Annotated in this window: 22 protein-coding genes; 13 read left to right on the forward strand and 9 right to left on the reverse strand. The window is 59.7% G+C overall.

Annotated features, from left to right (window positions below):
- Window positions 1–441 precede the first annotated feature (441 nt).
- The 4 genes from QEN71_RS41010 (at window position 442) to tnpC (ending at window position 4,382) form a co-directional block, all read left to right on the forward strand.
- Window positions 442–1,848: a replication initiation protein gene (locus QEN71_RS41010; RefSeq protein WP_201661546.1), complete on the forward strand. Its 1,407-nt coding sequence runs from the start codon at window positions 442–444 to the stop codon at window positions 1,846–1,848.
- A gap of 180 nt (window positions 1,849–2,028) precedes the next feature.
- Window positions 2,029–2,421 carry an IS66-like element accessory protein TnpA gene (gene tnpA, locus QEN71_RS41015; protein ID WP_201661543.1) on the forward strand — a complete coding sequence of 131 codons (393 nt, stop codon included), beginning with the start codon at window positions 2,029–2,031 and terminating at the stop codon, window positions 2,419–2,421.
- Entirely contained in the window at window positions 2,418–2,753 is a 336-nt protein-coding gene (gene tnpB, locus QEN71_RS41020) for an IS66 family insertion sequence element accessory protein TnpB (protein WP_290468291.1), read from the forward strand. Before tnpA ends, tnpB begins: the two co-directional genes overlap by 4 nt.
- Window positions 2,754–2,816: 63 nt before the next feature.
- Complete coding sequence (gene tnpC, locus QEN71_RS41025; RefSeq protein ID WP_290468314.1) at window positions 2,817–4,382, forward strand: IS66 family transposase; 1,566 nt, start codon at window positions 2,817–2,819, stop codon at window positions 4,380–4,382.
- Window positions 4,383–4,729: 347 nt separating this feature from the next.
- Here tnpC and QEN71_RS41030 read toward each other — a convergent pair whose 3' ends face one another.
- The 5 genes from QEN71_RS41030 to QEN71_RS41045 form a co-directional block, all read right to left on the reverse strand.
- Window positions 4,730–5,053 carry an XRE family transcriptional regulator gene (locus QEN71_RS41030; protein ID WP_201658759.1) on the reverse strand — a complete coding sequence of 108 codons (324 nt, stop codon included), beginning with the start codon at window positions 5,051–5,053 and terminating at the stop codon, window positions 4,730–4,732.
- 670 nt (window positions 5,054–5,723) lie between these two features.
- Window positions 5,724–5,825: a DUF3717 domain-containing protein gene (locus tag QEN71_RS44905; protein ID WP_201658982.1), complete on the reverse strand. Its 102-nt coding sequence runs from the start codon at window positions 5,823–5,825 to the stop codon at window positions 5,724–5,726.
- A gap of 84 nt (window positions 5,826–5,909) precedes the next feature.
- Window positions 5,910–6,218 (reverse strand): hypothetical protein, encoded by a 309-nt coding sequence (locus tag QEN71_RS41035; RefSeq protein WP_201658762.1) that lies wholly within the window; start codon window positions 6,216–6,218, stop codon window positions 5,910–5,912.
- Window positions 6,219–6,272: 54 nt separating this feature from the next.
- On the reverse strand, window positions 6,273–7,100 hold the full coding sequence (locus tag QEN71_RS41040; RefSeq protein WP_201658765.1) for a DUF932 domain-containing protein: 828 nt from the start codon (window positions 7,098–7,100) through the stop codon (window positions 6,273–6,275).
- A gap of 52 nt (window positions 7,101–7,152) precedes the next feature.
- On the reverse strand, window positions 7,153–7,566 hold the full coding sequence (locus QEN71_RS41045; RefSeq protein WP_201658767.1) for an antirestriction protein: 414 nt from the start codon (window positions 7,564–7,566) through the stop codon (window positions 7,153–7,155).
- A 534-nt stretch (window positions 7,567–8,100) separates the two neighbouring features.
- On the opposite strand from QEN71_RS41045, the gene QEN71_RS41050 reads away from it, so the two are divergent.
- Window positions 8,101–9,861 (forward strand): ParB/RepB/Spo0J family partition protein, encoded by a 1,761-nt coding sequence (locus QEN71_RS41050; protein ID WP_456093900.1) that lies wholly within the window; start codon window positions 8,101–8,103, stop codon window positions 9,859–9,861.
- Between the two features lie 322 nt (window positions 9,862–10,183).
- Here QEN71_RS41050 and QEN71_RS41055 read toward each other — a convergent pair whose 3' ends face one another.
- The gene (locus QEN71_RS41055) at window positions 10,184–10,708 is read right to left on the reverse strand and encodes a beta/alpha barrel domain-containing protein (RefSeq protein ID WP_233472078.1); all 525 of its coding nucleotides are present in this window, start codon (window positions 10,706–10,708) and stop codon (window positions 10,184–10,186) included.
- A gap of 387 nt (window positions 10,709–11,095) precedes the next feature.
- Between QEN71_RS41055 and QEN71_RS41060 the strand changes: the two genes are divergently transcribed.
- From QEN71_RS41060 to QEN71_RS41080, 5 genes are read left to right on the forward strand one after another with little or no spacing between them, the layout of a single operon-like run.
- Window positions 11,096–11,305, forward strand: coding sequence for a hypothetical protein (locus tag QEN71_RS41060; RefSeq protein WP_233472079.1), 210 nt, complete (start codon window positions 11,096–11,098; stop codon window positions 11,303–11,305).
- A 2-nt stretch (window positions 11,306–11,307) separates the two neighbouring features.
- Window positions 11,308–11,673, forward strand: a complete 366-nt coding sequence (locus QEN71_RS41065; RefSeq protein WP_201658773.1) for a plasmid mobilization protein — start codon at window positions 11,308–11,310, stop codon at window positions 11,671–11,673.
- Window positions 11,674–11,706: 33 nt separating this feature from the next.
- Entirely contained in the window at window positions 11,707–11,868 is a 162-nt protein-coding gene (locus tag QEN71_RS41070) for a hypothetical protein (protein WP_201658776.1), read from the forward strand.
- Between the two features lie 3 nt (window positions 11,869–11,871).
- Window positions 11,872–14,964, forward strand: coding sequence for an LPD7 domain-containing protein (locus QEN71_RS41075; RefSeq protein WP_201658779.1), 3,093 nt, complete (start codon window positions 11,872–11,874; stop codon window positions 14,962–14,964).
- Window positions 14,961–15,524 (forward strand): PH domain-containing protein, encoded by a 564-nt coding sequence (locus tag QEN71_RS41080; protein ID WP_233472080.1) that lies wholly within the window; start codon window positions 14,961–14,963, stop codon window positions 15,522–15,524. Before QEN71_RS41075 ends, QEN71_RS41080 begins: the two co-directional genes overlap by 4 nt.
- Window positions 15,525–15,897: 373 nt before the next feature.
- Here QEN71_RS41080 and QEN71_RS41085 read toward each other — a convergent pair whose 3' ends face one another.
- Window positions 15,898–16,245, reverse strand: coding sequence for a hypothetical protein (locus tag QEN71_RS41085; protein ID WP_233472081.1), 348 nt, complete (start codon window positions 16,243–16,245; stop codon window positions 15,898–15,900).
- Between the two features lie 291 nt (window positions 16,246–16,536).
- Here QEN71_RS41085 and QEN71_RS41090 point away from each other — a divergent pair, with 291 nt between their 5' ends.
- On the forward strand, window positions 16,537–16,950 hold the full coding sequence (locus tag QEN71_RS41090; protein ID WP_201658781.1) for a hypothetical protein: 414 nt from the start codon (window positions 16,537–16,539) through the stop codon (window positions 16,948–16,950).
- Window positions 16,951–17,009: 59 nt separating this feature from the next.
- On the opposite strand, the gene QEN71_RS41095 is transcribed toward QEN71_RS41090, so the two are convergent.
- Window positions 17,010–17,345: an H-NS family nucleoid-associated regulatory protein gene (locus QEN71_RS41095; protein ID WP_201658783.1), complete on the reverse strand. Its 336-nt coding sequence runs from the start codon at window positions 17,343–17,345 to the stop codon at window positions 17,010–17,012.
- Between the two features lie 509 nt (window positions 17,346–17,854).
- Window positions 17,855–18,807 (reverse strand): IS5 family transposase gene (locus QEN71_RS41100; protein ID WP_201658786.1). Its coding sequence is split into 2 segments (ribosomal slippage): window positions 17,855–18,507 and window positions 18,507–18,807, totalling 954 coding nucleotides; the frame shifts between segments, so codons are not numbered across the junction.
- Between the two features lie 710 nt (window positions 18,808–19,517).
- Between QEN71_RS41100 and QEN71_RS41105 the strand changes: the two genes are divergently transcribed.
- Window positions 19,518–19,823 (forward strand): hypothetical protein, encoded by a 306-nt coding sequence (locus QEN71_RS41105; protein WP_201658789.1) that lies wholly within the window; start codon window positions 19,518–19,520, stop codon window positions 19,821–19,823.
- Between the two features lie 97 nt (window positions 19,824–19,920).
- Window positions 19,921–24,630 carry a DUF3320 domain-containing protein gene (locus QEN71_RS41110; protein ID WP_201658791.1) on the forward strand — a complete coding sequence of 1,570 codons (4,710 nt, stop codon included), beginning with the start codon at window positions 19,921–19,923 and terminating at the stop codon, window positions 24,628–24,630.
- Window positions 24,631–25,421 lie beyond the last annotated feature (791 nt).

A 25,421-nucleotide genomic window follows, 5' to 3' on the forward strand; every position in this document is an offset into this window, starting at 1 on the left:
TCAGAAACGACATGCGCACAAAAAACACCCTGCGGGCGGTTTTTGTGCTGGCCGTATGCACACCAAATTTGGTTTGTATTTCAATGACTTAACTAGATTGGTTTCGTTTCGGCCACTGGTTTTCAAGCTTGGTATGTCTGGTTTTTGTAAACATAAAACCCACGAACTTACAAACAGGCGAAAGAAAATCTTTTAAAATCAATGACTGGATAGCCATTCTGGGGTGGTTTTTGTGCTTCACGGGGTGGTTTTTGTGCCCACGCGGCCGTAAGTTGGGCGATGTCGTGCGGTTTTTGTGAAAATTAGGGCGCAAATTGTGACGGCTACAACGGAGTGGGGGCGGTTTTTGTGCGCGCTTTGCTGCACTGGCTCGGGGTGGTTTTTGTGTTGACAGGCGATTCCCTGCTGATAGAGTGCGTGGGATTGCGCTGAACCTGTCGAATGGAAAATCAAACCCCTCCCGCTACCCCGCATCAGCTCGCGTTGGACATCTATGAAGACATGTCCGCTGTGGGCATGCCCATTCACGAGGCGAGCAGGGACATTGGCTTCCTGCGCAACAATATTTTCACGCGCGTTGGCGGACTGGGGATTGCCGCTCGCCGAGTGCTGGACGCGGCCTATTTCATTGTCGCCACGAAGTCGCCTGATGACCTCGTCGACGACAAGGTGTACACGTTCACGGCCGACATCAACTACTTCAAGTGGTTGATGCGATACGACAGCCGGAATCACAGTCATCTCATCGCGCAGATGAGAGCCGCGGCGAAGGCTCGCGTGGAAATCATGACAGCGCCGTCAATCGAGGAACTGACTGAGAAAGACTCGTGGGGGACGATCAGCCTGCTGGGTGATTGCTATATCGAACGCAACGTCGTCTGCATCCTGCTGTCCGGCAGGGTAATTAAGTATCTTATCAGCCCGTATAAGGCGCACTGGCTCAGCCTGCGTGCCTCTACCGCCTTCTCCCTATCGCTGGCCCGTGCCATCTACGACCGGCTCATTCCGTGTGAAGGTCATGGTGTGACGGAATGGTTTGCATATGAAGAAGTCTTAGAATGGCCAGGGAAGGTTGGCGAGTCACGTAAGGAAGTCAAGGAATTCAAGAAGCGGTTTCTCGAGCCGGCAATGCTTCAGCTCAATGAAGTTTCCGACTTCGAAGTGAACTGGGAGCCGAACGCGGAGCGCATTCCGCCGGAGAAACTCAAGATCCGGTTCCGTTTCACGAAGAAGCGAGGCGCAGACGCAGCACGGGCTGGTATCCAGGACGACATGTACCTCCTACTGCACAACGAGTTTGCGTTTGACACGCCCGATTTTGAGATGCTCGCTAAGAATCGCCACATTTGGACTGATGCGCGCCTTGAGCAAGCAATCGAATACACCCGGCACAAGTTGAACCAAGGCAAGGTGACGAAAAGCCCGAAGGGTTATCTTTTCAGGGCGCTCGACGGCAACTTCCGCTTGGGCGATGCTGACCGGAGAATGGCGTGCATTCAGGTGAGGCAGCTGGAGGCTGCGCAGAAGGAAACACGCAGCCGTACCGCTGCAGAAGCAATGGTGCAGGCAAGCATTCAGGCCGAGGCCGAAAAGGCAACTTCCAAACTGAATTCTGAAATCAGGGCCGGCCGGGAATTCTTTGAGTCTGCTGACTACGACCTCCAGAAAGACCTATTCCATTCTTTCGTCAACCAACGACTGCAGCAGCGACTTATCGAAAGGCAGGGCGTATCACGGGATTTGCTTGGCCCCGACAACATACTTTCGGTGAATCGGGTCGTCGCAGACGCATTCGGCTCGCACGTGCACGCGAAGATGAAAAAAGTCCTGCTTCGAGGCTCGTCCTGACTTCGAACGTAACGTGAGGGCCCGTTGCCAGAACAGTCGCCTATTCGGGCGGGCATTCGCTTCAATGTCGCAGACGGTGAATCGATCCAAGGTAAGGGTCCGGTGAAGTCAGGTTGAGGTTCGCGGCCTGCGCATAGGAGCATCGTGTCCATCATAAAGCGTGATGGAGACGTGTACACGATGGCGGACGACGATCGGATTGATGATGGAGTGGTGCCGGTAATAGAGCGTCGCAAACACAGCCGGGAATTCAAGGAGATGGTGGTGCGCGCGGCGATGCAACCGCACGTGTCGATTGCGGCGGTGGCAATGCATTACCGCCTGAACGCAAACCTGCTGCGCCGATGGGTGGTGGGCGCGCGACAGCATGTGGGTGCCCATCCGGCGCCGGACGAAGCGCAGCCGCCACCGACGACGGCATTCGTGCCACTACAACTGCAAGCACCAGTGGCTGCAACTGACCGTGGCGAGATCAGCATCGAGGTCCGCCGCGGAGCTGCCACGATTACGCTTTACTGGCCGGTGTCGGCGGCCGATGATTGCGCGGCCTGGCTACAGGGGTGGTTGCGATGATCCGCATCGACGCGATCTGGCTGGCAACTGAGCCCGTGGACATGCGTGCGGGCGCCGATACGCTGCTCGCACGCGTGGTCAAGGTATTCGGCGCGGCGCGCCCGCACCATGCTTACCTGTTTGCCAAGCGGCATTCGACGCGAATGAAGGTACTGGTCTACGACGGCCTGGGGATCTGGCTGGCCACGCGGCGCCTGAATCGCGGGCGGTTTATATGGAGCAACGGCGAGCAGGCCGTTGCACTGCCGCTGAACCAGGAACAGTTACGGGCACTGGTCACGGGACTGCCGTGGCGCACGCTGGCCAGCGATCACGCCATTACCGTGGTGTGAAGGCGACGCGCACGTAAACAGTTTCGCTTCCTGATGCGTGGTGTGTCTGGCAGACTCGATGTCATGGACCTGCCCGTCGATCTCACCACGCTCAGCCCTGACCAGCTTCGCGCACTGGCCGCACAGCTGGCCGTCCAGCTTGCAGACAGGGAGCGCGAAGTCGGTGAGAAGGAACGGGAGCTGCAATATCGGCAAACCCGTATCGACCAGCTCACGCATGAACTCTCGGTCATCAAACGGCAACAGTTCGGCAAGCGCAGCGAGCAGCTCAATACGGAACAGATGAGCCTGCTCGACGAAGCGGTCGATACGGATCTGGCCGCGATCGAGGCCGAGCTCGAGCAGCTTCAGCCAGATACGCCCGAACGCAAATCACGACAGCAACGTGCGCGACGCGCACCATTGCCGGCGCATCTGCCGCGCACCGACATTCATCACGACCCGGATACCACGACATGTCACTGCGGCTGCGAGCTCGAGCGCATTGGCGAAGACATCAGCGAGAAGCTTGACTACACGCCAGGCGTGTTCACAGTCGAGCGACATATCCGCGGCAAGTGGGTGTGCCGTCAATGCGAGACGCTGACACAGGAACCCGTGCCCGCGCACATCATCGACAAGGGCATCCCGACGGCCGCGCTGTTGGCCTGGGTGCTGGTATCGAAGTTCGCCGATCATCTGCCGCTGTACCGGCTTGAACGCATCTGCGCCCGCGCAGGGCTGGCGATCCCTCAGTCGACACTGGGCGACTGGGTGGGCGTGTGCGGCGTGCGACTGCAGCCGCTGGTCGATGCACTGCGCGAACAGATCCTGCGTCAGGGTGTACTGCATGCGGATGAAACGCCTGTGCAGATGCTCAGTCCGGGCAAAGGCAAGACACATCGTGCGTATCTGTGGGCGTATACCACGACGCAATACGCGTCGCTCAAGGCGGTCGTGTATGACTTCGCCGACAGCCGCGCTGGAGAGCATGCGCGCGCCTTCCTGGGTGACTGGCAGGGCAAGCTGGTGTGCGACGACTATAGCGGCTACAAGAACAGCTTTACCCGGGGCATCACGGAGATCGGCTGTGCCGCGCATGCGCGACGCAAGTTCTTCGAGCTGCATGCAAACCATCAGAGCGAGATCGCCGGGCAGGCATTGAAGTACTTCGGCACGCTATACGAAATCGAACGGGAAGCTGCGGTGCTTGATCCCGATGCACGGCGTGCGCTGCGCCAGAGCCGTTCGAGACCGGTGATGGATGCGTTGCATGCGTGGCTGAGCGCGCAGCGGTGCCTGGTTCCAGAGGCCTCAGGAATTGCGAAAGCACTGGACTACAACCTCAATCGCTGGGTGGCGCTAACGCGCTATCTCGACGATGGGCACGTGCCCATTGATAACAACTGGGTTGAGAACCAGATCCGTCCTTGGGCGACCGGGAGGAAAAACTGGTTGTTCGCGGGCTCGCTTCCCGCCGGCGAACGTGCCGCTGCCATCATGAGCCTGATCCGCTCGGCACAGTTGAACGGGCACGATCCGCTCACCTATCTGAAGGACGTGCTCACGCACCTGCCAACACATCGCGCTTCTGACATCGAACAGTTGCTTCCTCACTGCTGGGCTCCCGCCTTGCCCGATCACAGCTAGCCAGCTCGCTCCCGTGCCTTCACCGGGCGCTTACGATCCAAGCGATAACGAGGCCTCTCTACCGGTCTGCCTAGTAAAAATGCCGCGGCCGTCGGCTCAATGCCGCGCCCAAAAAGAAGAGCCCGCCTCGGATCGAATGACGCTGCAGGAGGTCACGTGCGACTGGGTGGCCGATGCAGCAGTGCCCAGTCCGTTCAACGCCGCTGAACACAGCGTTGACGCTGCCCGCGGCGGCGTCGCGCGCCTTGCGGGACATGTGAGCCAAATTGTCACTCATCTTGTCTATTTTTCTCTCCAGACCACTACCAATCGGGGATTGCCCGCCATTTCCGCGAAATACAGGAAGTCTATTCTTTAAGATCGCTGTCCGATCCGGATTGATCGTCTTGCGGGCTCGCCGCCAAAGTCTTACCCCGCCAGATTCTGCCAAAACCAGCCATTTCGCAGAGAATGGCCCACGCCGGATAGTTGATCGGTGCATCGTCGGAGATCCAGCGGCGGATCTGCCGCCCACCGTGTTCGCTCAGCCCAAGCACACGCGCAACCGCGCGGCCGGACAAACCAATACGTCGCACGACTTCCTGCACTTCGGCGCCGCGCGGCCGCTCCCAACCCTCGTCAGCTGGTACCAGACATTCGGGCCGAATTTCTACATGTACGTCAACGGTCATTGTTATCACCTTCTGTTTGTTCAACACTGCAGACAGACAGCGCTCTATCCATGTTTCCGGGCGACTTCCGGGGCTTCGCGTCTCACCGCGCGCCTCGCAAGCACCTGCAAGCGTGGCAGTGGCGTCGCCGCGTCAACGGCACGCAGGCACACCAGGTTAGATCACCAAGCAAATCACGCCGCGGCGCGGTCAACATTTTTTCTATTGCAAGCCGCTTTCCGCCTTCGATACTCTCCTGTCCTTGGCGCCGAGCGGTACTCCGGTTCATGTGCGCATGGTCGGATGAATGTACAGACGACGGAACGAGTGAGTCCGCCGACGCTGCCTGTTATCCAGCCCCGGCGGCTTCGCCGCGGGGGACACACGCGCCCTCCGGACGCTTGACGACCCCGACCGTTGGTTTGCCTGTGCCCGAGCCGGATCGTCACGCCTCGATCCGGCCGCGCGCCGCGCGCGACGCACCCGCGATTATCCGACTTCCGGCTTGCAGAAGGGTCGGTCAGAGCGCGACGCGATTGCCAACATCTCAAGATGCCGAGGCGGCCCGCGAGGGCTGCGTGGCCTTACGGCGGTAGGTCCCGCCGGTGCAACGCCCCCGAATCGCGTCCAACAGTTCATCGTTAAGCTTCGACGCTTCGATGGAATTGGCGCGCCTGAAGAGCATGAGCTCCTATACGTCAGCCAGTGGGCGGGCCTTTGCGCAGAGCGCGCCATCCTCGCTGCGTGCCCACCGGGCGCAACAATAATTGATCGCCTGTTCGATTTTGACGATGGTTGAAAGCGGTTTTGCTCATGGAAGTTCCCAGAGGCCCGCGCAACCCACGCGCGGGCCTGTATATCGGTCGATCAGACAACGTTACTGCAAATGACCTCGATGCTCGATATCTATTGCAACGGGTGCGGAAGACGGCACGCGATCGAAGTCAGCCAGGGCGCGGCGGGCGATAGCGCGCAACTCCTCGCGATGCATATCGATTGCGTTGCCGTCGCGGTCCAGCATGTCGGCGATGCGCTTCAGCGCTTCGGCTGAGCGCGCCGCCGCGTCTGCCGACAGGGCCATGCGATACAGTTCGCCGCGAACCTGGCTTCTATCGCCGTACTGCCAGATGGCCAGAAGCGGGAGCAACGTCGCCAGCCATGTGGGGCGCGTCTTGAGTGTGTCCATGTGAGTTCCCCAAGTATCACGATGTGCCCTGACCCGAAGATCAGGGCGAGCCGGTTAGCCGCGCAGGCGGCGTAGTTCGTCAGCGAGGACCCATAGGGCACGGTTGAGGCGGATATTCTGGTCGATACCCGTCACGGCGCGGGTGGTGGTTGCCCTGCCGCTTGCATTGCGACCGTGCAGTCCGCCACGGGTTATGCTTTCCTGAACGCGGTTGAAGGTCCTCCAGAGATCGGATCCACGGTCTTCGAAACGGCGGGGCGACAGAAGCTGCTGTTCCGTGACTGGAGCGGGCCGATCGTCGTCATAACGCAATGCGAGCGCCGCGCGAGCGAAGGCGGTTTGTTCGCCTTCATCGAGCACGGTTGCCGCCATGGCTTCACGCTGTTGTGTCTGGACGTCAAAGCTGTCCAGCACCTTGAAGGCACCGTCAATCACTTCGCCAATAACATCGCCCTTATGCGGCACACGAATATCGCTAACGTTGTCCCCACAGACAATCCCGTTCTGACAGACGAAGCGGAACATACCCCCGAGCATCTGATAGCTCGAACTGCCATCGTGGCTATTTGAAAGAATGATCTCGTTCGCCTCAGGTCCACAGATCTGCTCAGCATGTCTGAGGCGAAGCAGGTGTTTCGTGAAAGCGCGCCTTCCATCGTCACGCACACGTGTCTGACATACCATGAAGGGCTGGAAACCTTCCTTGCGCAGGGCGTCAAGCACCTCGACGGTCGGAATATAGCTGTAACGCGACGATCGGCTTTCGTGTGGGGCGTTAGCAAGAATGGAAGGCGCAACGCGCGCGATTTCATCATTCGTCAGAGGACGGTCAGAGCGCAGGGCGACGGCGTTACGGCTGAAGCGGCTGGCAAGCGTGTTCATGCTGTTCCTCGTATTAAGGAGTCACCCCGGCCCGCAGGCCGGGGCCGGTTGATCAGTCAATAGCGCGGAGGATGTTCGCGGCTTCCACATGCTGCGCGGCATACTCACGCAACTGGTGATAGCGCTCGACGATGGTGTCGTCCCGGGTCTTTTCCGCGAGGTGGCAGAGGGCGAAGAGGGTAACGGTGACGCCGAATGCGTCCGCACCCATCATGTCGCTGTAACCGTTCATATGCCAGCGGACGTGCGAACGTCCCTGGTTAGACGGCGCCATGTAAAAACCATCGTTTGACAGCGTGAAGAAGTCCCAGTGACCGCCCTCGTAGCTGTGATCCAGACGCCCAGCCCAGTCATACACCAGCGACTCACCTGCGAAGTAGTGGCGGCCGAGGTAGCGGGGCAGCACGTTCAGACGAAGTTCATCGGGAACAACAGCAGAAACAATCTTGCGTTCAGTAGTACTCACGGTATTTCTCCGGTTATTGCCACCGCGACACGCGAGGCACAGAATCAATTATAGTGGCTTCAAGACCTTATAAAGAAGATTATCGTTTGTTATTTTAAATCAAACATAAACGCTCATTAAAAATCAAAAACGAGATTATCTAAAGCGCACGTTGGATAGGTCTTTATGTCCTTATAATGATCCGTATGCCTCGCATGTCGCGATGGCAATAACCGGAGAAATACCGTGAGTGAAGACGTTCAAAGCAATCAGGCAGCACCACGCACTGAAAGGAGCATCGAGACCAAAGGGCGCATTGAGTATGTGCCGTACTCGCGGCTGTGTCTGTCGCCGCTCAATGTGCGCAAAAAGCAGCCAACCGGCATCGAATCGCTCGCTGAGACTATCTACGAACAGGGCTTGATGCAGAACCTGGTTGTGCACGAGATCAAGAGTCGAGCGAAGCTGCCGAAGCTCGGCGTCTGTGCGGGCCAGCGTCGTGAAGCCGCGCTTGACCTGCTATTTGCACAAGGTCGCATCACGAAGGATTACCCTGTGCCCGTGCTGATCGTTAGCGAGGGCGAAGCGGTGGCCGCCTCGTTGATCGAAAACCGCGAACGCGAGCCCATGTGTATCGCGGACGAGTGCGTAGCCTTTCGGCTGCTGACGGAGGAAGGGAAGAGCGTTGCGCACATCGCCGCACTGTTCAAGCTTCCGGATGTGGCCGTGCGCCGTGCACTGAAAATCGCGAATCTCGCGCCATCATTGCTCGACCTGCTACGCGATGACCGACTCGACTACGAGCAAGCGAAAGTGCTGGCTCTGGCAGACGATCATGCGACGCAGGAACGAGTGTGGAGCGAAGCGTCCAACGACTGGCAACGTCGCCCGTCCGAGTTGCGCGCCGCACTGACAAAGGCGGAGATCGACGCGCGCGACAGCGCCCTGGCAAAGTTCGTCGGACTGGACGCTTACGAGGCGGCGGGCGGTCGGGTGCGTCGTGATCTTTTCAGCGACGATCAGAACGCCGGGTATATCGAAAATGCGGAACTGCTGCACCGGCTCGCCACCGATCGACTCATCGAACTATCGCAGACCTTGTCCGCCGAAGGGTGGAGTTGGACGGAGTGCCGCACGCGGTACGACGCGATGGAGATCATGCGTCATGGCCGCATTCAGTCCACTACGCGCGAGCCGACTAAGGCCGAGAAGACGGAGCTTGCCGACTTGACCAAGAGACGGGATGCGGTGCAAGCGGAGCTTGACGCCTACTACGATGAAGAAGGCGAGGCCGACGAGGACCGATGCGAGCGACTGGAAGCAGCAGCGACGGCGGCGGCGTATGCTGTCGACCAGTACGCTGAGCGCTTCGAATCGTTCGACCCAGACGACATGAAGAAGGCTGGCGCGTTCGTGTATGTCGACGAAGACGGGCTTGTCTGCATCGAACGCGGACTGGTACGGCGTGAAGATGCGCCGGTAAATACCGGTAACGAACCGCACGCACCCGTTACTGCGTCAAGAGGCCAGACGCCGAAGGCGAAGCCCCTGCACGGCGAGAAGTTGTGCAGACGGCTGACGGCACACCGTACCGCTGCCGTGCAGACCGAGCTTGCCCAGCAGCCAACAGTCGCGCTCGCCGCGCTGATGTACCGCATGATTCCGGTCGTGTTCAGGGAACTGTACGAACGCGCCCATATCGATCACGCGGTCAAGATAGAAGTGCAGACGGCACGCGATGCGCTCGTGTCCAACGCGGACGACATGGCCGAGCGCGTTGCATGGAAAGCGCTGGAAGGCCAACGGGAGAACTGGGCCCAGATCCTGCCAAGGCGGGCGGACGAACTGCTTGCATGGCTGCTGCAACAGGATCCGGGCGTCATGTCGAGTCTGTTTTCATTCTGCGTGGCCGCAACTGTAGACGGCATCAGTAACGCCGACCGTCCGCACCCGGTCAACGAGCTAGCGAATACCCTCAACGTGGATTTCGCGCGCTACTGGACGCCGACGCGCACAGCCTACTTCGAGCATGTATCGAAAGCCCGGATCGAGGCAGTTGTCAGCGAAGCCGTTTCGCCGCAGGTTGCCGGTGAGCTTCGCGGCATGAAGAAGGACGATGCGGCGGCGGCGGCCGAGCTGCGTGTCACGGACTCGGGCTGGTTGCCCGAAGTCCTGCGAAACCGCGAGGTGCCGAAGCATGTCACCTACGGTTACTCGGACGATAACGACGAAGAAGAAGCCGATACGGACCCGGAGACGGGCGAGGCGGCCGCCACGGTTTCCGATGATCCGCAGGACGAAGCCGAAGCCGTCTGAGCGGTCCCGCCTTACGTAGCCGCCCGGGCGTAAGCCAGGGCGGTTTTCTTTTGTTCCAGGGTGGCAAACGAGCCGGTTGTCCGGACTGGCTCGGCGAGGCAAGGTGGACAAGACGGTTCGACCTCAAGGGCGGGAGTGCGGGGGCTGTGGAAACAGGAATTCGTGCAGACGGTCCACTGGCCCTTCTTTGCAGTGCCACTCAGAACGCATTGCGACCGACGAGGTATCGCGCGCGCCGCGCGCTCATCGAGTGCCACGGGGGACCTCACGCGGGACCCGCGCGGAGGGTCCTGACCCGACGCAGCGCGGCGGGCGATACTATTCAGCGTCTGGGCGGCCCGCCGTACTTGCGCGCAATTTCGTCGAGCCCGGCGCTGGAGATGGACGGCTGATCGTATTGCTGCGCTTCGAGCTTGATCAACTGCATGCGCGACATGTGCGGATTTTCAGCGGCGAGTTCATCGAGCGTCCTGATGCCTGTGCGAGGTGAGGAGGTGGATGGCGTGGACGCCTGCGGCGCGGGTTCTACCTGCCTGACAGGGGCGGCGGACACAGGGGTGGACGCGGACGGTGCAGGACGGCTGAGGGGCGCATGTGTGCGGTTTGGTGCGCGTCGGCCCAGGCGTTTGCGGATGCGGTGGAGGGCGTTGTCGAAAACGGGGAGACTCATGGTGAGGCCGCGCTTTTGCAAACGCGCGTGGAGTTCGCGCCTGGAGACGCCGCGCGCCATGGCGGCATCGATCTGGTCGATCAGATCGGCAAGCTGCGCGGTTTCGGAGCGCGCCGTGCTGGCTGCAGGCGCATCGAGCAGGTCTTCGGCGACGGCGGCGAGATCGGTGAGCGGCATGGCGAGGTCTGCGGGGAGAGTCGACGCTGCTTGATGGTGCTATGAAAGTGCTAAATAGTCAAAAATGCGTGATGAGTAAAGCTTTATTCAAGCTTTAGTTATGCGAATTGATGCTTGAAACATGCAATATCGCTGCTACAGTGTTTGCTATGGTGTGGCGAATTGAGGCACGTCGGATATGTTTACGCATCGCTACGCGCTTCGTAAAATATCTCGTGCCAAAGGGGCGAGGCCCCTTTGCAACCCCGACGCGGGCACTGCCCCGCGTCCATTCGCGCCGACAAGTCTGACGGCAATACTGAGCACTGCCTGGTATGCAATACGAATAGGAGGTGCGTCCTATGATTCCGACCAGCGAGTGGGTGATCCAGCTTGTGATGGCGCCGGGTGCGTTCCGAGCACAACAGGCGGCTGCGCTATCTGCCGTGGGCGGGTTATACGTATCCCATGACAGGTGATCAGGCGATGTGTGCGTTGAGCGAATGCGAAGCGCACTGGCCGGCGTATGAGTTCCGCGCGCATCCGATCGACGGCGACATGACGCGATTCGATCTGCCGGGTCAGTCGGCAGACTGGACGCATCCCAGAGGGATGTGACGATGCCACGCAAAAGGAGCAAGGACGGGGCAGGGCTCGGCAAACCGATTGCGTTCAGGTTGTCGGATGCGGACCGCGCGGTCTACCTTGAGAAGGTGAACCGGAGCGGGCTGACGCAGTCTGAATTTTTCAGGCAGGCGGTGCTGACGAACCGGACACAGGTGATTGCACGACCGGTGGCCAGTGCGGATCGCAGGCGGTTGCTGTACATCTTCAACAAGACCAGTAACAACCTGAACCAGATCGCGCATCGCGCGAACTGGGAACACAAGAGCGGTGACCTGTCAGAAGCAACCTATGAGCAACTGCTCACGCAACTGCAGATGATTTCCCGCTATCTGAAAAGCACGCTTGAGAAAGTGGACTGACCGGATACGGAAACTATGGATACGGATGCAGGCATGGACACCGATCGCATACACCGCGCAACCGTCGTCAACCAAGCGACGCCACTGCGTGTCGAGCGGAATGACGATGCCATGGGAACGTTATCCAGGTTGCATGCGCTGCTGCCATTTCGCCTTTCGCAGCCTATGCTTTGGCCCGCGCAGCAGGGAAAGTGAGCGATGCTGATCCGGGTGCGCGGCTATCACGACGGCATTAAGGCCTATCTGGAAGAGGGGCAGAAGAAGGATCGTGAATTCGAACGCGACGAGATGGATGAGCGTGTGATTCTCGCTGGGGATCTGGCGCTGACCAACGACATCATCCAGTCAATGGATACGACCGCCGAGCGCTATATCAACGTGACACTGTCGTTCAAGGAAGACGAGGTGTCGCGCGAGGTACTCGCGGAGATTGTGCGCGAGTTTGAGGCCTTCGCTTTTGCTGCGTACCGGCCCGACGAATACAACTTCTATGCGGAAGCGCATGTGCCGCGGCTCAAGAGTTACGCCGACCGACGCAGTGGCGAGCTGGTCGAACGCAAGGTACATCTTCATGTGGTGATCCCGGAAGTGAACCTGCTGACGGGGCGGCGGCTGGAACCGTTCGGCAAGGTCGACCGTCATCACCGGTTTCTCGAAGCGTTTCAGGAACATATCAACGCAAAGTATGGGCTCGCAAGCCCGAAAGATAACCGGCGCGTGCACTTCACCGACGCCTCGGAAATGATCAGCCGGTACAAGGGCGACGTGTTTGCGCCGATGAACCGTGAGCTGAAGGCCGCGATTATCGAGGCGCTGATGACGCGTGACATCACGCGTTATGACGATTTCCGGGCGATGCTCACCGAATTCGGCGCAACGCGCACCCGCAACGCGGGTCGGGAAGGCGAGTACGAAAACGTCAAACCCGGGGACGCTGCGAAAGGCGTCAATCTAAAGGAATTCGTGTTCTCGCGAGCATTCATCGAACTCGATGCCGACGGCAAGCGCGATGCGCTCGACCGGAACGTCCATGCTGAGTATATCGAACCGGGCTTGCCGCGCGCTACGCCCCGGCACTATCTGGACGCCCTGGACGAGTGGGCCGACACGCGCGCGCGTGAGATCAAGTACCTCAATAGCGGTAGCAGCTTCTACAGGGAGTATCAGGCCGCGTCGCCGACCGAGCAGCGACGCATTCTCGAGCATCGCGAACAGCGGTTCTATGACGCAGCAGGAGGAGTCGATGAGCGAACACGACGAGGCAGTGGTGGATCAGGAGACTGGCGAGATTGGCAGCGGAAGTGGGAGCAGGACGGGGAACGGCGCTGGCACGCGCCAGCGATCACGGAACACGAGGGGCGGGGCCGCGGGCGAAAGTGGAGAAACGGAGCGGATCACGACCTTGACGCTCGCTTCGATCGATCCCGCCCGTCGACCCGATCCTCACACGGTGTGCGAGGTGTGCCCGGCCGCGGTGTGGATGGCGACCCCTCGCGACGTCAAATGCTTCTGCCGGCTGATGCACTACTGGAGCTGGGAAACCACCAAGCCGACCGAATTGACCAACTGCGATGGTCTGGCGATCGCGAGCGAGCGGGACGAGAACAGCTAGCCCCAGGTGATACGTCGTTGCTCGACGTGATCACCGCGCGCATGTACGGCGCGTGGGACGCGGCGGACGACGCCGGTCGGACGCGGCTGGCGGCGACGGCCGCCGACAAGTTCATGCGTGCGTGCGGACGGCTTGATGATCGTGGGCCGTCAGGCGCCTCATTTGGCCTGAACCCCGTCTTCGGGGACGGACAGGCGCCGAAGTATTTCGGACCGCATGACCCGATCCACAATCTCGCCGATGTCCCCTCACTCGATGCTGTTGAGTCGCTTCCCTTTGAGCCGGTGGAGCGTGACATCAATGCCATAACCGACACTTTCAACTCGCGCGCGAGGCTGCCGACTGGCCGGGAAGCCGATACCGTTCGCGACCAGTTTGCGCGGGATCTCGTGGAGTCGCGCAGGGTTCGAGGTGCTCGCGAGCGATCGGAGTTTGCGGAGATTCGGGCGACGCTTGACGCGAGCCGGCTGCTCGCCGCACTTTCGCATTCACACGGCCTGATCGTCGACAAGTACAGCATCGGCAAGGGCGCCGACGGTGGTGACCGGATCCGCGCCGGTGCACGCAATCTGAATGTGTCCGACTTCCTGACGAAAGAGATGAATTTCAGCTGGGCGGAGGCCGCGCAACTGCTACGTGACACCTGGCGCGCGCAAACCGGGCGCAGTCCCGGGCACGCGCCGCGTCATACACCCGAGCGTGACCTCTGGCGGGAATTCCAGGAGTGGCGTGCCGCGTATCGCGACGGATTGCACCGCGCCTGGAATGAGCAGGCGCAGCTTGAGAAAGACCGGCGCGGCACGATCAGGGCCGCGTTTTATCAAACGCGTAGCAGCCTCGCGGACCGCAAGGACCTCTCGTCGGTCGAGCGGCGAGAGCAACTGTCAGCCGCCCGCGTGACGCGGCTTGAGGCCGAGGCCGCGCTGCGCGACCGCATCACAAGGGAGCGTGAAGCCCTCAAAGGTGCAGGACGGCAACCGATTACCGAGCAGTACCGGGATTTTCTGCAGGAGCGTGCGCAGGCCGGCGACGCGCGGGCATTGCGCGAACTGCGACGCATGCAGCAGATCCGCCAGCGGGTCAGGCGCGCGGAGGATGAGCACGTCGTGACCTTCAATGGCTCGTTGCACAGCCCAAGGCCAGCGGTCGGGCCTGACCAGAACGAGCTCATCTACCACGGACCGTCGATCACGTACGAGGTGCGGCCCACGGGTGAGGTGGACTACTGCAAGGATGGCGTGGCGTTCCTGGTCGACGAAGGGCGCACGTTGCGGTTGTGGGATAGCGAACGCGAAGCGATCGAGATCGCGCTGCGTTTCGCGCAGCAGAAGTTCGGCGCCACGCTGTCGCTGTCCGGCCCTGACGCTTTCCAGGCCGCCGCAGCACGCGTGGCCGCCGATACGCGCATGCACATCGTGTTTGAGCAGCCGGAGCTGGAGCACATCCGCCAGATCCGGCTTGCCGAGCTCGATGCCGAAGCACACGACCGCCGGACGGCACAGCGCGAGCGCGACGCATGGGAGCGTGACGAACTTCGCAACGCCGTTCGGGAAACGCAACTACCTGTCCGTCGCGATTCACGCCCCCCAAGTGGGGACATTGGAGCGCCCGACGACCACGACGCTGCCGATAGCGGTCCCGGGAGCAATCCCAGTAGCGGCAAGAGCCGCGAACGATGAATCATCCATCCGAGAGGAATCGAATGCCCCGGCTTGCTACCAACAACCGCGACCGTGCCGTGACTGTCGTTGAGGGCGTTATATTCAGCGGCACCCCGTCGCAGGTTGTGAACCTGCCTGCGTATCTCAAAGGCATCGCCGGCGCTATCAGTGTGTTTGTTGCCTACGTGTACGCGGCCACCCGTCGGCCCGTCCCGTGGTACGCGCCACTGATCGCGTTGCTATTGATCGCGGCGAGTGTCGTGCTCGCGTACCTGCGAACGGCCACCACGGAAATCATCATCGACACGGCGCGAATTACCTGTCGCCAGGGCATTTTCAGCCGGCGGGTCGAGAGCCTTGAGCTCTTCTGCATCCAGGATGTGACGTCGCTGCACCCGTGGTGGCAGCGGCCGTTCGGGATCGGCACCGTGATCGCGCTGACCAGTGACTCGAACAATCCGCACTCGCGGTTGCCGGGAATGCGTGGTGCGGAGCATTTGCGCGACAGTCTGGACCGCGCAGCAATCGCGCTGCGCGACGCGAAGGGCATTCGCGAAGTCAATATGGGTCGGATCTAAGCGGGTCGTTTTTGGATTCTCGTTGAGGCAATCAGATGACTCATCGCTTGAGGTGGCCTGGCGTCACTGGGAATCAAGGAAGGACTGGGAAAGAAGGGGATCGCATCACGGATGGCGACGTATATGGGCAGGGGTACAGGACAACGGCCGGCGCATCAGTCGAAACTGTCCACCCATGCACCGGCCCATCTAAGCCCAGCCAGCTCGGCCTCATCTTCCGTGCCGAACTCGCCGAGTACACCCGAAGCTGCGACGACCTGGTTGTCCAGCGTGATCGTGCCGCTGGCCGCGTAGCGTTCATGCGGTGAGCCTTCCTGCTTCTGGAGAATGGCGTTTCCTCAGAGCGTGTACCCGTTGTGCTTTTCGCTTCGCATCAGCGTTCGACCTCAGCCTGTGCATGATGTCCATCGACGCGAAGTACATTGCCCTCAGGTGTCATCTGGCGCGGAATGTCTTCATAACGCGGTTCATGGGCGCGGTGATCGACGGTCGCGACAGATGCTTTCGGACCGGGCGCCGCCGCGGCAACCCGGTGATGCAACCCGTTGTGCGCAATGCGGACGCCCGCGCGTCGATGCTTCGGTGTCTGGTGAACAGGTCGTCCCGCCGGCATCGCGCCGTGCGCTTCGGGTGGATTCCACAATTCTACGTAGCGCGCGCCGGCAAACGCGGGCGATCCCATTGCCAGAAAGAACAGGCCGTACCTGATTGTCTTCGTCATCCGCTTGTTCTCCTGGAGAGGTGCGACGTGACATGCCGGTTTCGAATACTGAGCGACACAGTTGACGCCGATATGCTCGCATCACGCTGTCGATCGGGAATACTTGATAACCGGGTCCTATCTTCGCGAGCAGTGCATTTTCGCACGGACGGAACGCGAACCTGCATTTCGCCGGTGCTATGGAATTATTTCGCTAGAATGACTGCAGTGACACTTGCATTGATAAACGAAATGAGTTCAAAGCGACGCGGGACAAGTGCTTCCGGACCCCGGAAGCACCTCACGAAGGCAATGTTATTGCCGACGGCTGAGGCATCTGTGCGCGAACAGTCACTGTCGTCCCATCTTGCCCTCGTTGCCTGCAGGGATGGTCACGGGAACCGTCACCTGTTTAATGAATTGATGCGGACCGTGTACGTGGCGTGGTTTCTTCAGCAGGAAGGCTACGGGAAAGAACCCGTCTGGAGCTTCAAGACAGCGGAATGTGCTGTGGAGGCTGCGCTGGAACTGGCGCACGTGTCGAATGAATGGGTGCTCGCTGAAGACACGGTTTCTGTTTTCGAGCGTCTCCTGGCGTTACACGATTCGCAACTCGCGAGCGCACCGCTGCACAAGGTCATTCACGCGGAACAACGTCTCCGGCAGTTTCTTGCGGGAACCGCGAGTTCGCCAGTTCCCGACACTGATCAGGCGGGGAAGTCGTAGGGGACCGTGTCGGCCCCGTTGTGCCGAACATCCACATGCACTGCGCGGAGGTGTGGCGATCACACTGTGTCGAAAAGGTTGAGCTGGCGCGGATCGACGATTGCCTGGGCTTGGGTGGTTTGCGTGGCAATTGGCGTCGGTGCGTTCGACGTTGTTTCGATCCGGAAGAACTCAGGACTAACGCCGGCATTTTTCGCAGCGAGCAGCCAGTCCGGCATGTCGCCGAGTCCGTTCCACTGGTGTCCTCGTGCATCGCGATATAGCGGCGGGTGAGCCTCGTCATGCGCAATCGAAGCGGCCAATGTATCCGTCGTGATACCAAATTCTTCCATACGACGCCGGATCCAGATAATCAGGCGATCCCTGGCTTCACCGTCGGCGATTTTTCCTCTCATAACATTGGATGTCAGACGTGAAGACGCGAAGTATAGCGGTATCCGCGGAATGGTGAACTACGGTTCGGTTGCCTGAAGCGGTCGAACCTTTGGCGCTTGCGCCACATCTTCTCGGGTTCCTTTGTGCGGCCGGAGAGCGGCACACGTTCGAATAACCTGGCTACGGGGCCGGAATAAACAGTTGGTTGATCAGGTCGCTGACTATCTCGAAAGTGCGCAGGACGGTTGGATGAAGGAGGCTCGATCCATGAGCGTAAGCGTTCCGGATTTTCGGCAGGCTGTCGATAAAGACACTAATCCAGTCATAGTCCAAGTCCTCGGGGGAAGGTTTTACGGACGAGTAATCGATCTCCGCAGTTAAGGAAGATCTGCAGAAGTCGTTTTCGGCGCGATCTTCTTTCGCATCAGTCGCAGCCTGACCGCGGATGGTGCTTTGGGGTGAAGAGCGCCTGGTATTACCGCCTGTCCAAGGCTACGGCGGCGAAACCTGTGGCCACACCGATCTGATTTCAAGATTTCCGTAAGGCTCTGCGCGCCATCCATAAGTTGCTCAAGGCAAACAACGTGGTGATCTGGGCGGTATTTTTCATCAAACCACGATAGCGGGTCTTCGCATAACCGAACTGCCTCTTGATGACGCGAAACGGGTGCTCGACCTTGGCTCGAATTCCAGCCTTCAGCCGTTCGATCTCATCGTATATCGCATCCAGAGGATCACTTCGATCCAGCATTCGTCGCTTGCCCGGTCTCATCGCTACATGCCAACGCGCTGCGTGAGCCTCACAATGCTTTTCGATCCCCTGATACCCGGCGTCGGCGTAGACATCCGTTTCCTCGCCATGCAGCAACGCCTGGGCAACGGTGATGTCGTGCACATTGGCCGCCGTTCCAATGACGGTATGAACGAGCCCGGAGTCTGCGTCCACGCCGATATGGGATTTCATTCCAAAGTACCAGTTGCCGGCTTTCTGTGTCGAGTGCATTTCTGGATCACGGGTGCCGGAACCGTTCTTTGTGGAACTGGGCGCGGCAATCAAAGTGGCGTCCACTGCCGATCCAGCCTTTAGCGTCAAGCCTCTCTCCGTCAGGATCTCATTGACCAGTGCGAGCATTTTCGCCGCCAGACCATGCGTTTCAAGCAGATGCCGAAACCGCAGAATCTGCTTTCATCCGGCAAACGCGCCATGCCGTCGTCAAGGCTTGCGAACTGGCGATACAGCGGCACGTCGTACAGCGCTTCTTCCATTGCAGGGTCGGACAGAGAAAACCACTGCTGAATAAAATGAATCCGCAGCATCGTCACGATCGGGAACGGCGGTCGACCCGTTTTACCCTTGGGATAGTGCGGCTCAATCAGCGCAATCAGCCTTGGCCACGGCACAACACGGTCCATCTCATTCAGGAACTCCCGCTTGCGCGTTCGCTTTGTCGTCAAATCCAGACCAAGACCGAGTTGCGTCATTGACTCTCTCCAGAACATCCCTGCTACCCAGGATAGTTCACCTGCCTGTCAACGCCAGGACTTTTGCAGACCCTCCTTAACGTTCCGGAACGTTGCATCTGGTCAACCATCTGGAGTTCAGCTCGGCTCCTCGCGCGCTGGAGCGCCCACTCTATCCGCTTCGTGAAGCGGGCATTTGATATCAGTCTGTGAGCCAACGCCTCATTAAGCCAACCGCTTAGCCCGTTTGGCCGGCGTTTTCCCTTCGAGGGAAATTGTGTGACTTCTCCTTCAAGCCGTTCTCGCAACGCGAATTCCAGTGAAGCTAGCGCCTGCTGCTCAGCCACAGCGTGAAATCGATAGACAAACCAAGCGTATGCATAGAGATTTTTCGCGGTTTCAAAATGTACTCTTACAGCCTCGGGTACCTCGGTGCGAAGGGTAAAGCGCGCAACATCCTCAAGTTGGTCGAGAGCCGTTGTAGGTCGAGCATTACCCACGACGCTGTCGAACCGGATGAACCCCAAATTTCTGGGGTCCGGCTCACACAAGGTGTCAATCGTCCGCAACGATTCGCTCGGGTGGATGGTACGAGGGCTTTGGTCCATCAAATCTTTCTCACAGGTGGTGTGGGCGTCGCCGGGCACCGGTGCTTCGGGCCGCAATAATAGCGGATCAGTATGCTCGGGACTTCGTTAATCAGAAATGCTAGCGGGCGCGGAAGAAGTTGCATGGGTCGGTCGCTGAACTTCATTGCCGAATTCGGACCTTTCGAACATGGCCCTTCGCGGCCGAGCCTAGATTTGCATAGCGATCGCCGCACGGGCACTCTCGAAAAGCCGTATCAGGTTCTGTTCGTTACTGATCGCCTTCCAAATGAAATGGCGACCTGTTCATCGCTGTATCGAAAGAAAATCGTCTCGCCAGCCGGTATCCCGGAGCTCCAACCGGCAAAACCCGGCAGTGTGCGCTGCCACGCGCAGAATTCTGGTAAATTTGCCAAACTTCCACTGGACCAAAAATCTATTCTCGGCTAAAGAAGACCATTCGAACCGGCTGAGTTTTCAAAGAGACCAGAGTTAAAAGGTATCAAAGAAGAGAGCGTCGGGAAACCGGCGGACAGGGGGCACACAGATGGCTAACGTGGCAAGCGACGAGACGGCGACCGACGTATCAGATCGGACAGCCTTGATCCGGCTGTTCAACGACACTCGCAAGCGATTGGTCGAGACCGGCACCCGAAACCGTCTGGTGCACGTCAACCGTGCGAACACACGTGGGAACGTCGTGAACATCGTCAACGAGCGATCGGACGACGTCCATGCAATCCTTTCGAGTCGAAAGGTTATGCGCTTTCTGGCTATCGGCCATGATCGCGACGATTCCAGCGACGCGATACATTTAGCCGACGCCGGCTCGCAAGAGTTCGAGGCCGATCGCTACACGGATGCGCAGCTCGAGACCCGCATGGGTCCCGATGCCCTGCAGAAAAGACTTCTCAAGATCGCTCATGAAGCGCAGACGGCGGAGGAGGAGTCGGGCGTAAACATTCTCTATCTGGCGCTCGGCTTCCTCACCTGGTTTGAGGACAAATCTTCGGCCGTAGCGCGCGCAGCACCGCTGGTGCTTTTGCCGGTTGAACTCGTTCGCAACCAGCGCACTTCAACCTTTGATGTCCGGATTCGGGACGAAGACGTCCTTACGAACCTGCCGCTGCAGCAACGGTTGAAGGACGATTTCGGCATCGCGTTGCCCGACATCGAGGTAGAGGAAGGTTGGAAGCCCTCAACCTATTTTGAGCAGGTCGCGGAGGTAGTGAATGGCCGCGCCCGTTGGGAGGTCGAGAGCGATGCCATGCAGCTCGGTTTCTTTTCGTTCTCGAAACTGCTCATGTATCGCGACCTCGCTATCGATGCGTGGCCCGACGGGGCGATTGCGGAGCACGCGCTCACGCGCGGACTGCTGTTCGAAGGCTTCGAGTCTGAAGTTCCGCTCTTTGGTCCCGAGGTCAGGCTCGACGACGTGCTGCCACCCGAAAAATTGTTCCACGTCGTCGATGCTGACGCATCGCAGGCACGTGTCATCGAGGAAGTGAGGTCAGGTCGTAACCTTGTCGTTCAGGGCCCTCCTGGAACGGGCAAGTCGCAAACGATTACCAACATTATTGCGGCGGCAGCCAAGGAGGGAAAGCGCGTCCTCTTCATAGCCGAGAAGATGGCGGCTCTCTCCGTTGTGCATGATCGTCTCGTGAAGGTCGGTCTTCGGGATATCTGCCTGGAGCTTCACTCGCGAAGCGCGAACAGGAAAGCGGTGCTTGCGGAACTCGCCCGCACTATCGGAGCTGCCGCTGCCGTCCCCGTTCAAGCCGGTGCACCGGTCGCTCTCACTGAGGCACGCGACAAATTAAACCTGCTTGCAGAGGCTCTGCACAGTCCGATTGGAAGCACGGGGGAGACAGCCTTCTCGGTGTTGAGCGTGCAGGTTCATTACATCGGCTCGGGCGCGCCAGCTCCTACCATCTCTGCCGACGACCTTGTGCAGATGACGCGGGAGCAGGAGCGACAACTGCTCGAGACCGTTGCCCGCTATGGCGAAGTGCTCAGGGAGGAGGGCGACGCAAACAGGCATCCATTCGCTGGAACCCAAAACCTTGATCTCCAGCCACTCGACCTCACCCGACTGGCCAGGCTTATCGAGACCGCGCATGCCGCGGTGCTACTGCTAGAAGATGCAGTGAGAACTTCTGCGGGCGCATTGAGCGTTACTGTGCCAGTGACTATCTCGTCGGCAGGAACCATCGCAGACGTTCTTGACCGCCTGGAAGGTCTGCCGGCAGGATCTGCCAACACCGCGCGCGCGTTCCTTTCAGCGTCCGATTTACCGCGACTCAAGAAAGCGATCGAGGCCGGAGTTGCGTGGCGGTCAGAGCAAGACGCCGCCGATGAGACATTCGTTGAGGCGGCATTCGCTGCGAAGACGGCCACGTTGCGCGGACCATTGGTGGCTGGCACGCGCTCCTTCTTCGCGCGATTGGGCGGTGGCTACCGCGCCGCGTCCCGTGACCTGGCGGGCATGCTGCGCGGCCCACTTCCAAAGACAGCCGACAAACGCGTCGAACTGGTGGATCGACTCGATAGAGTCCAATCCCGCAAGGCGCGCTGGGAGGATGACAAAGACTATTGCCTTCGCGTTATGGGAGACGCTTGGCACGGAGAGCGGACTGACATGGGCGCCTTGCTCACAATCGCGGGGTGGTGTGAGCGAGCAGGCGATGCCGCACTAAACTGCTCGCCAGATACGCTGTTGGCGCTCGCCCAGCAGCCGGATGTGGTTGCGAAGATGCGACGCGCGCTTCGTGATGCCGCGCCGAAGGTCGTCCGAGACCTGGATGAGGTCGTTCGTGTTTTGAAGCTGGATCCCAATGTGTTCGGCGAATCGAGCATGGAGAAAGTCGAGCTCGGCGAGATGGCGGCTCGCCTCGACGCGATGGCGTCGTCTACCGACCGCTATTCGGCATGGACTAATCTGACACGCCTGCACCAGCGGCTGGCGTCGACGGGTTTGACGGACCTTGCGCAACGAATGCGAACAGGTGAATTCGATCCTGCGGCGGCGGCTGTGGAACTCCGGTTCGCGCGCGCCGAGCGCCTTTGGCGCGTCGCGTTGGATTCGTCCCCCGTGCTACCCGATATGGGGCTGGAAAAGCGTCATGAACTTGTCGAGACGTTCGCATTGCTCGAACGCAAGCGCTTGTCGGAGAATGTGACCACCATCCTGTCCGGACACCTGCAGCAGGTCCCGCAGGGAGCCATGGGCGAAATGAAGGTGATCCGCGGCGAGATTGGCAAGAAGCGAGGGCACATCGCTGTTCGCAAGCTGTTTTCGACGGCCGGCACGGCCGTGCAGCGGATCAAGCCCGTCCTGCTCATGAGCCCGATCTCGGTGGCCCAGTACCTCCCGCCTGGAGCACTGACCTTCGATCTGCTTGTGATCGACGAGGCGTCGCAGGTGCGTCCAGAGGATGCGCTGGGTGCGATCGCGCGTGCCAGACAGATTGTAGTGGTCGGTGACCAGAAGCAATTGCCACCGTCTTCCTTCTTTGACCGCCTTCTCGACGACGAGGCCGACGACGACGCCGATGAAGAAGCAGAGGCGGACCTGCTGGGTGGTGCGGCCAAGGTCGGCTCGATGGAAAGCATCCTTAGCCTTTGCGAGGCGCGGGGCATTGGTTCGCGCATGCTTCAGTGGCACTACCGGTCGCGAGATCCTTCGCTGATCCGGATGTCGAACCGCGAATTTTACGATGACGGCCTCATCTTGCCACCGTCACCACTGCAGAATGACCCAGCGTTCGGCCTATGCTTCACTCGCGTCGATGGTGTTTACGACAAGGGCGGTAAGCGCGATAACCGGAAAGAGGGCGAAGCGATCGTGGGTCGCGTGGCGCAGCACGCACGTATGCACCCAGAGCTTTCGCTTGGCATCGTCACGTTCTCTTCGACACAGAAAAATCTGATCACAGAGCTTTTGGAACTCGCACGCCGCAGCGATGCAGCTCTCGACGCATTTCTTCGCGAAGGGCAAGCCGAGGACGTGTTTGTCAAAAACATCGAAAACGTGCAGGGGGATGAGCGCGACGTAATCCTGGTCAGCGTCTGCTATGGTCCCGCCACACCCGGCGGCAGACTTGCCAGCATGACCTTCGGGCCGGTGAACATGGAAGGTGGCGAGCGTCGTCTCAACGTGCTCTTTACACGCGCACGCGTGCGCTGCGAGGTGTTTGCGTCGTTCGATCCAGGCGATATCGATCCCAGCCGGGTAAGTCGCGAGGGCGCCCGCATCCTGAAGCGTTTCCTGGAGTTCGCGAAAAACGGCAATATGGACGACTCCAGGCCTACTGGTGAAATGGCCGACACGCCGTTCGAGGAGGATGTCGCTAACGTCATTCGCAGCTTCGGCTATCTGGCGGACCCGCAGGTCGGATCGGCGGGCTTCCGGATCGACATGGGGGTTCGGCATCCGGAGCGCCCCGGCACGTACGTTCTGGCAGTCGAATGTGACGGCGCGACCTATCACAGCGCACTGTGGGCGCGAGAGCGTGATCACCTGAGGCAGGACGTCCTCGAGCATCTCGGCTGGCGCTTCCATCGCATCTGGAGCACCGACTGGTTTTACAACCGACGGGCGGAGACAGAGCGGCTAAGAGTTGCTCTTGCCTCTGCGCGCGAGGCCGCAGAAGCTGGCGTTCGTATCGAAGGCGCCAACCGGCCTCGGCCGGTTTCGATCCCGGTCGTCGAAGCGGCGACTACTTCTTTCGAGGTCCCTGATGCTGTCACGAGGCAGATGCCCGCTTACCAGCGCGCACATTTTCCTGTGAGCACCCGGCAGGAACCCCACGAGGTCCCCACGTCAATACTGGCCGATCTGGCCAAGCGAATCGTGGCAGCCGAGGGGCCCATCAATGTTGAGGAGGCTGCACGGCGCCTCGCGGCGTGCTTCGGGAAGGAGAAGGCTGGCTCGCGCATTCTGACCGCGACGCGCGCCGCGTTGCTTCAGGCACAGTCGGGCGACCGTGATCTCCTCTGCGACGAAGAATTCTGGTTCATACGCGAGCACCTGGACGCGGTGCCGGTCAGGGACCGGTCCGCCGAGAGCGGAGCGACACTGAAGTCTACGAACATTTCGATGCTCGAGATCAAGGCTGCGCTGAAAATTGCCCGAGATGACAATGCAGGCGGCACCGACGCAGATCTGGTTCGCACGGCAGCAAGACTGCTCGGCTTCCGTCGTGTCGGTCCTGACTTGCAGGCTCGTCTTGCGGCCGGGCTATCGGCAATCCATTGAGCACCGACGGACAATATATTTCAAGAGCAAGGGTGGACAAGCCCGGTCAAAGGCGGCGCGCCAGAATGGCTGACGTAGACGCGCGCCGATCGATCACCGACCGAAGAGAATCAGATGTACTTTGGTCGAATGTGTCTGGGTAGACGCTCGAATGTGACGAAGGCTACCGCCTTTTGACGAGACATTGCTGCCCGGAAGTGTACGTTTGCAAGCGATCGCGTCGCCCAGCACGGCGCCATACTGTCAGTACACGAGACCAGATCCCACGTCCTCGATGCAGCCGTATATTGGAACCAAACGTGGAATGCTTAAGTCCGGGATCAAAGATACGCACGAAAAGGGGGAATCAATATGGCACGACGCCGATATCAACGAAAGAGCCATTTGGCTGCTGCAATCAATAATTCGAGTCCCGGGTGGCAGATATTCTGGGCGGTAGTTGTTGTTGTAGCGTTTTTGTTTGCGATGGTGATGGCTTTTTCACGCTGAGCGAGAAAGCCGTTGACGTCGTGACCAGTATGAGTATTGCTGCCATGCTGTTTGATTATAGCCGACGTTCGTCGTTAAGAAACGGTACATCGGTTGCGTGGCAGTTTGCTGCCGTTCCCGAACCGGCGTCGGAGAATGGCACTTCTCACTCTCGACGAACTGGTCTTCGCCCCCGGTACGGACCTTAAGATCTGTCGAAAGCGGCCGTATACGTGACATACACCTGCGTTTCTATACCCGCCTTGGAATGAGACGCTTCATTCGTCGCGTGTCCAGCGACTGCTTTGTAGCGTCATTGCTCA

This window comes from Paraburkholderia sabiae (assembly GCF_030412785.1).
Classification (GTDB): domain Bacteria; phylum Pseudomonadota; class Gammaproteobacteria; order Burkholderiales; family Burkholderiaceae; genus Paraburkholderia; species Paraburkholderia sabiae.

Bases quoted from the DNA above. Each gene is read 5' to 3' on its own strand.
- QEN71_RS41010 (WP_201661546.1), top strand. From the start codon at position 442: ATGGAAAATCAAACCCCTCCCGCTACCCCGCATCAGCTCGCGTTGGAC.
- tnpA (WP_201661543.1), top strand. From the start codon at position 2,029: ATGGCGGACGACGATCGGATTGATGATGGAGTGGTGCCGGTAATAGAG.
- QEN71_RS41070 (WP_201658776.1), top strand. From the start codon at position 11,707: ATGGACACCGATCGCATACACCGCGCAACCGTCGTCAACCAAGCGACG.
- tnpB (WP_290468291.1), top strand. From the start codon at position 2,418: ATGATCCGCATCGACGCGATCTGGCTGGCAACTGAGCCCGTGGACATG.
- QEN71_RS41035 (WP_201658762.1), bottom strand. From the start codon at position 6,218: ATGGACACACTCAAGACGCGCCCCACATGGCTGGCGACGTTGCTCCCG.
- tnpC (WP_290468314.1), top strand. From the start codon at position 2,817: ATGGACCTGCCCGTCGATCTCACCACGCTCAGCCCTGACCAGCTTCGC.
- QEN71_RS41075 (WP_201658779.1), top strand. From the start codon at position 11,872: ATGCTGATCCGGGTGCGCGGCTATCACGACGGCATTAAGGCCTATCTG.
- QEN71_RS41030 (WP_201658759.1), bottom strand. From the start codon at position 5,053: ATGACCGTTGACGTACATGTAGAAATTCGGCCCGAATGTCTGGTACCA.
- QEN71_RS41105 (WP_201658789.1), top strand. From the start codon at position 19,518: ATGGGTCGGTCGCTGAACTTCATTGCCGAATTCGGACCTTTCGAACAT.
- QEN71_RS41085 (WP_233472081.1), bottom strand. From the start codon at position 16,245: ATGACGAAGACAATCAGGTACGGCCTGTTCTTTCTGGCAATGGGATCG.
- QEN71_RS41095 (WP_201658783.1), bottom strand. From the start codon at position 17,345: ATGAGAGGAAAAATCGCCGACGGTGAAGCCAGGGATCGCCTGATTATC.
- QEN71_RS41110 (WP_201658791.1), top strand. From the start codon at position 19,921: ATGGCTAACGTGGCAAGCGACGAGACGGCGACCGACGTATCAGATCGG.
- QEN71_RS41055 (WP_233472078.1), bottom strand. From the start codon at position 10,708: ATGCCGCTCACCGATCTCGCCGCCGTCGCCGAAGACCTGCTCGATGCG.
- QEN71_RS41040 (WP_201658765.1), bottom strand. From the start codon at position 7,100: ATGAACACGCTTGCCAGCCGCTTCAGCCGTAACGCCGTCGCCCTGCGC.
- QEN71_RS41065 (WP_201658773.1), top strand. From the start codon at position 11,308: ATGCCACGCAAAAGGAGCAAGGACGGGGCAGGGCTCGGCAAACCGATT.
- QEN71_RS41090 (WP_201658781.1), top strand. From the start codon at position 16,537: ATGTTATTGCCGACGGCTGAGGCATCTGTGCGCGAACAGTCACTGTCG.
- QEN71_RS41080 (WP_233472080.1), top strand. From the start codon at position 14,961: ATGAATCATCCATCCGAGAGGAATCGAATGCCCCGGCTTGCTACCAAC.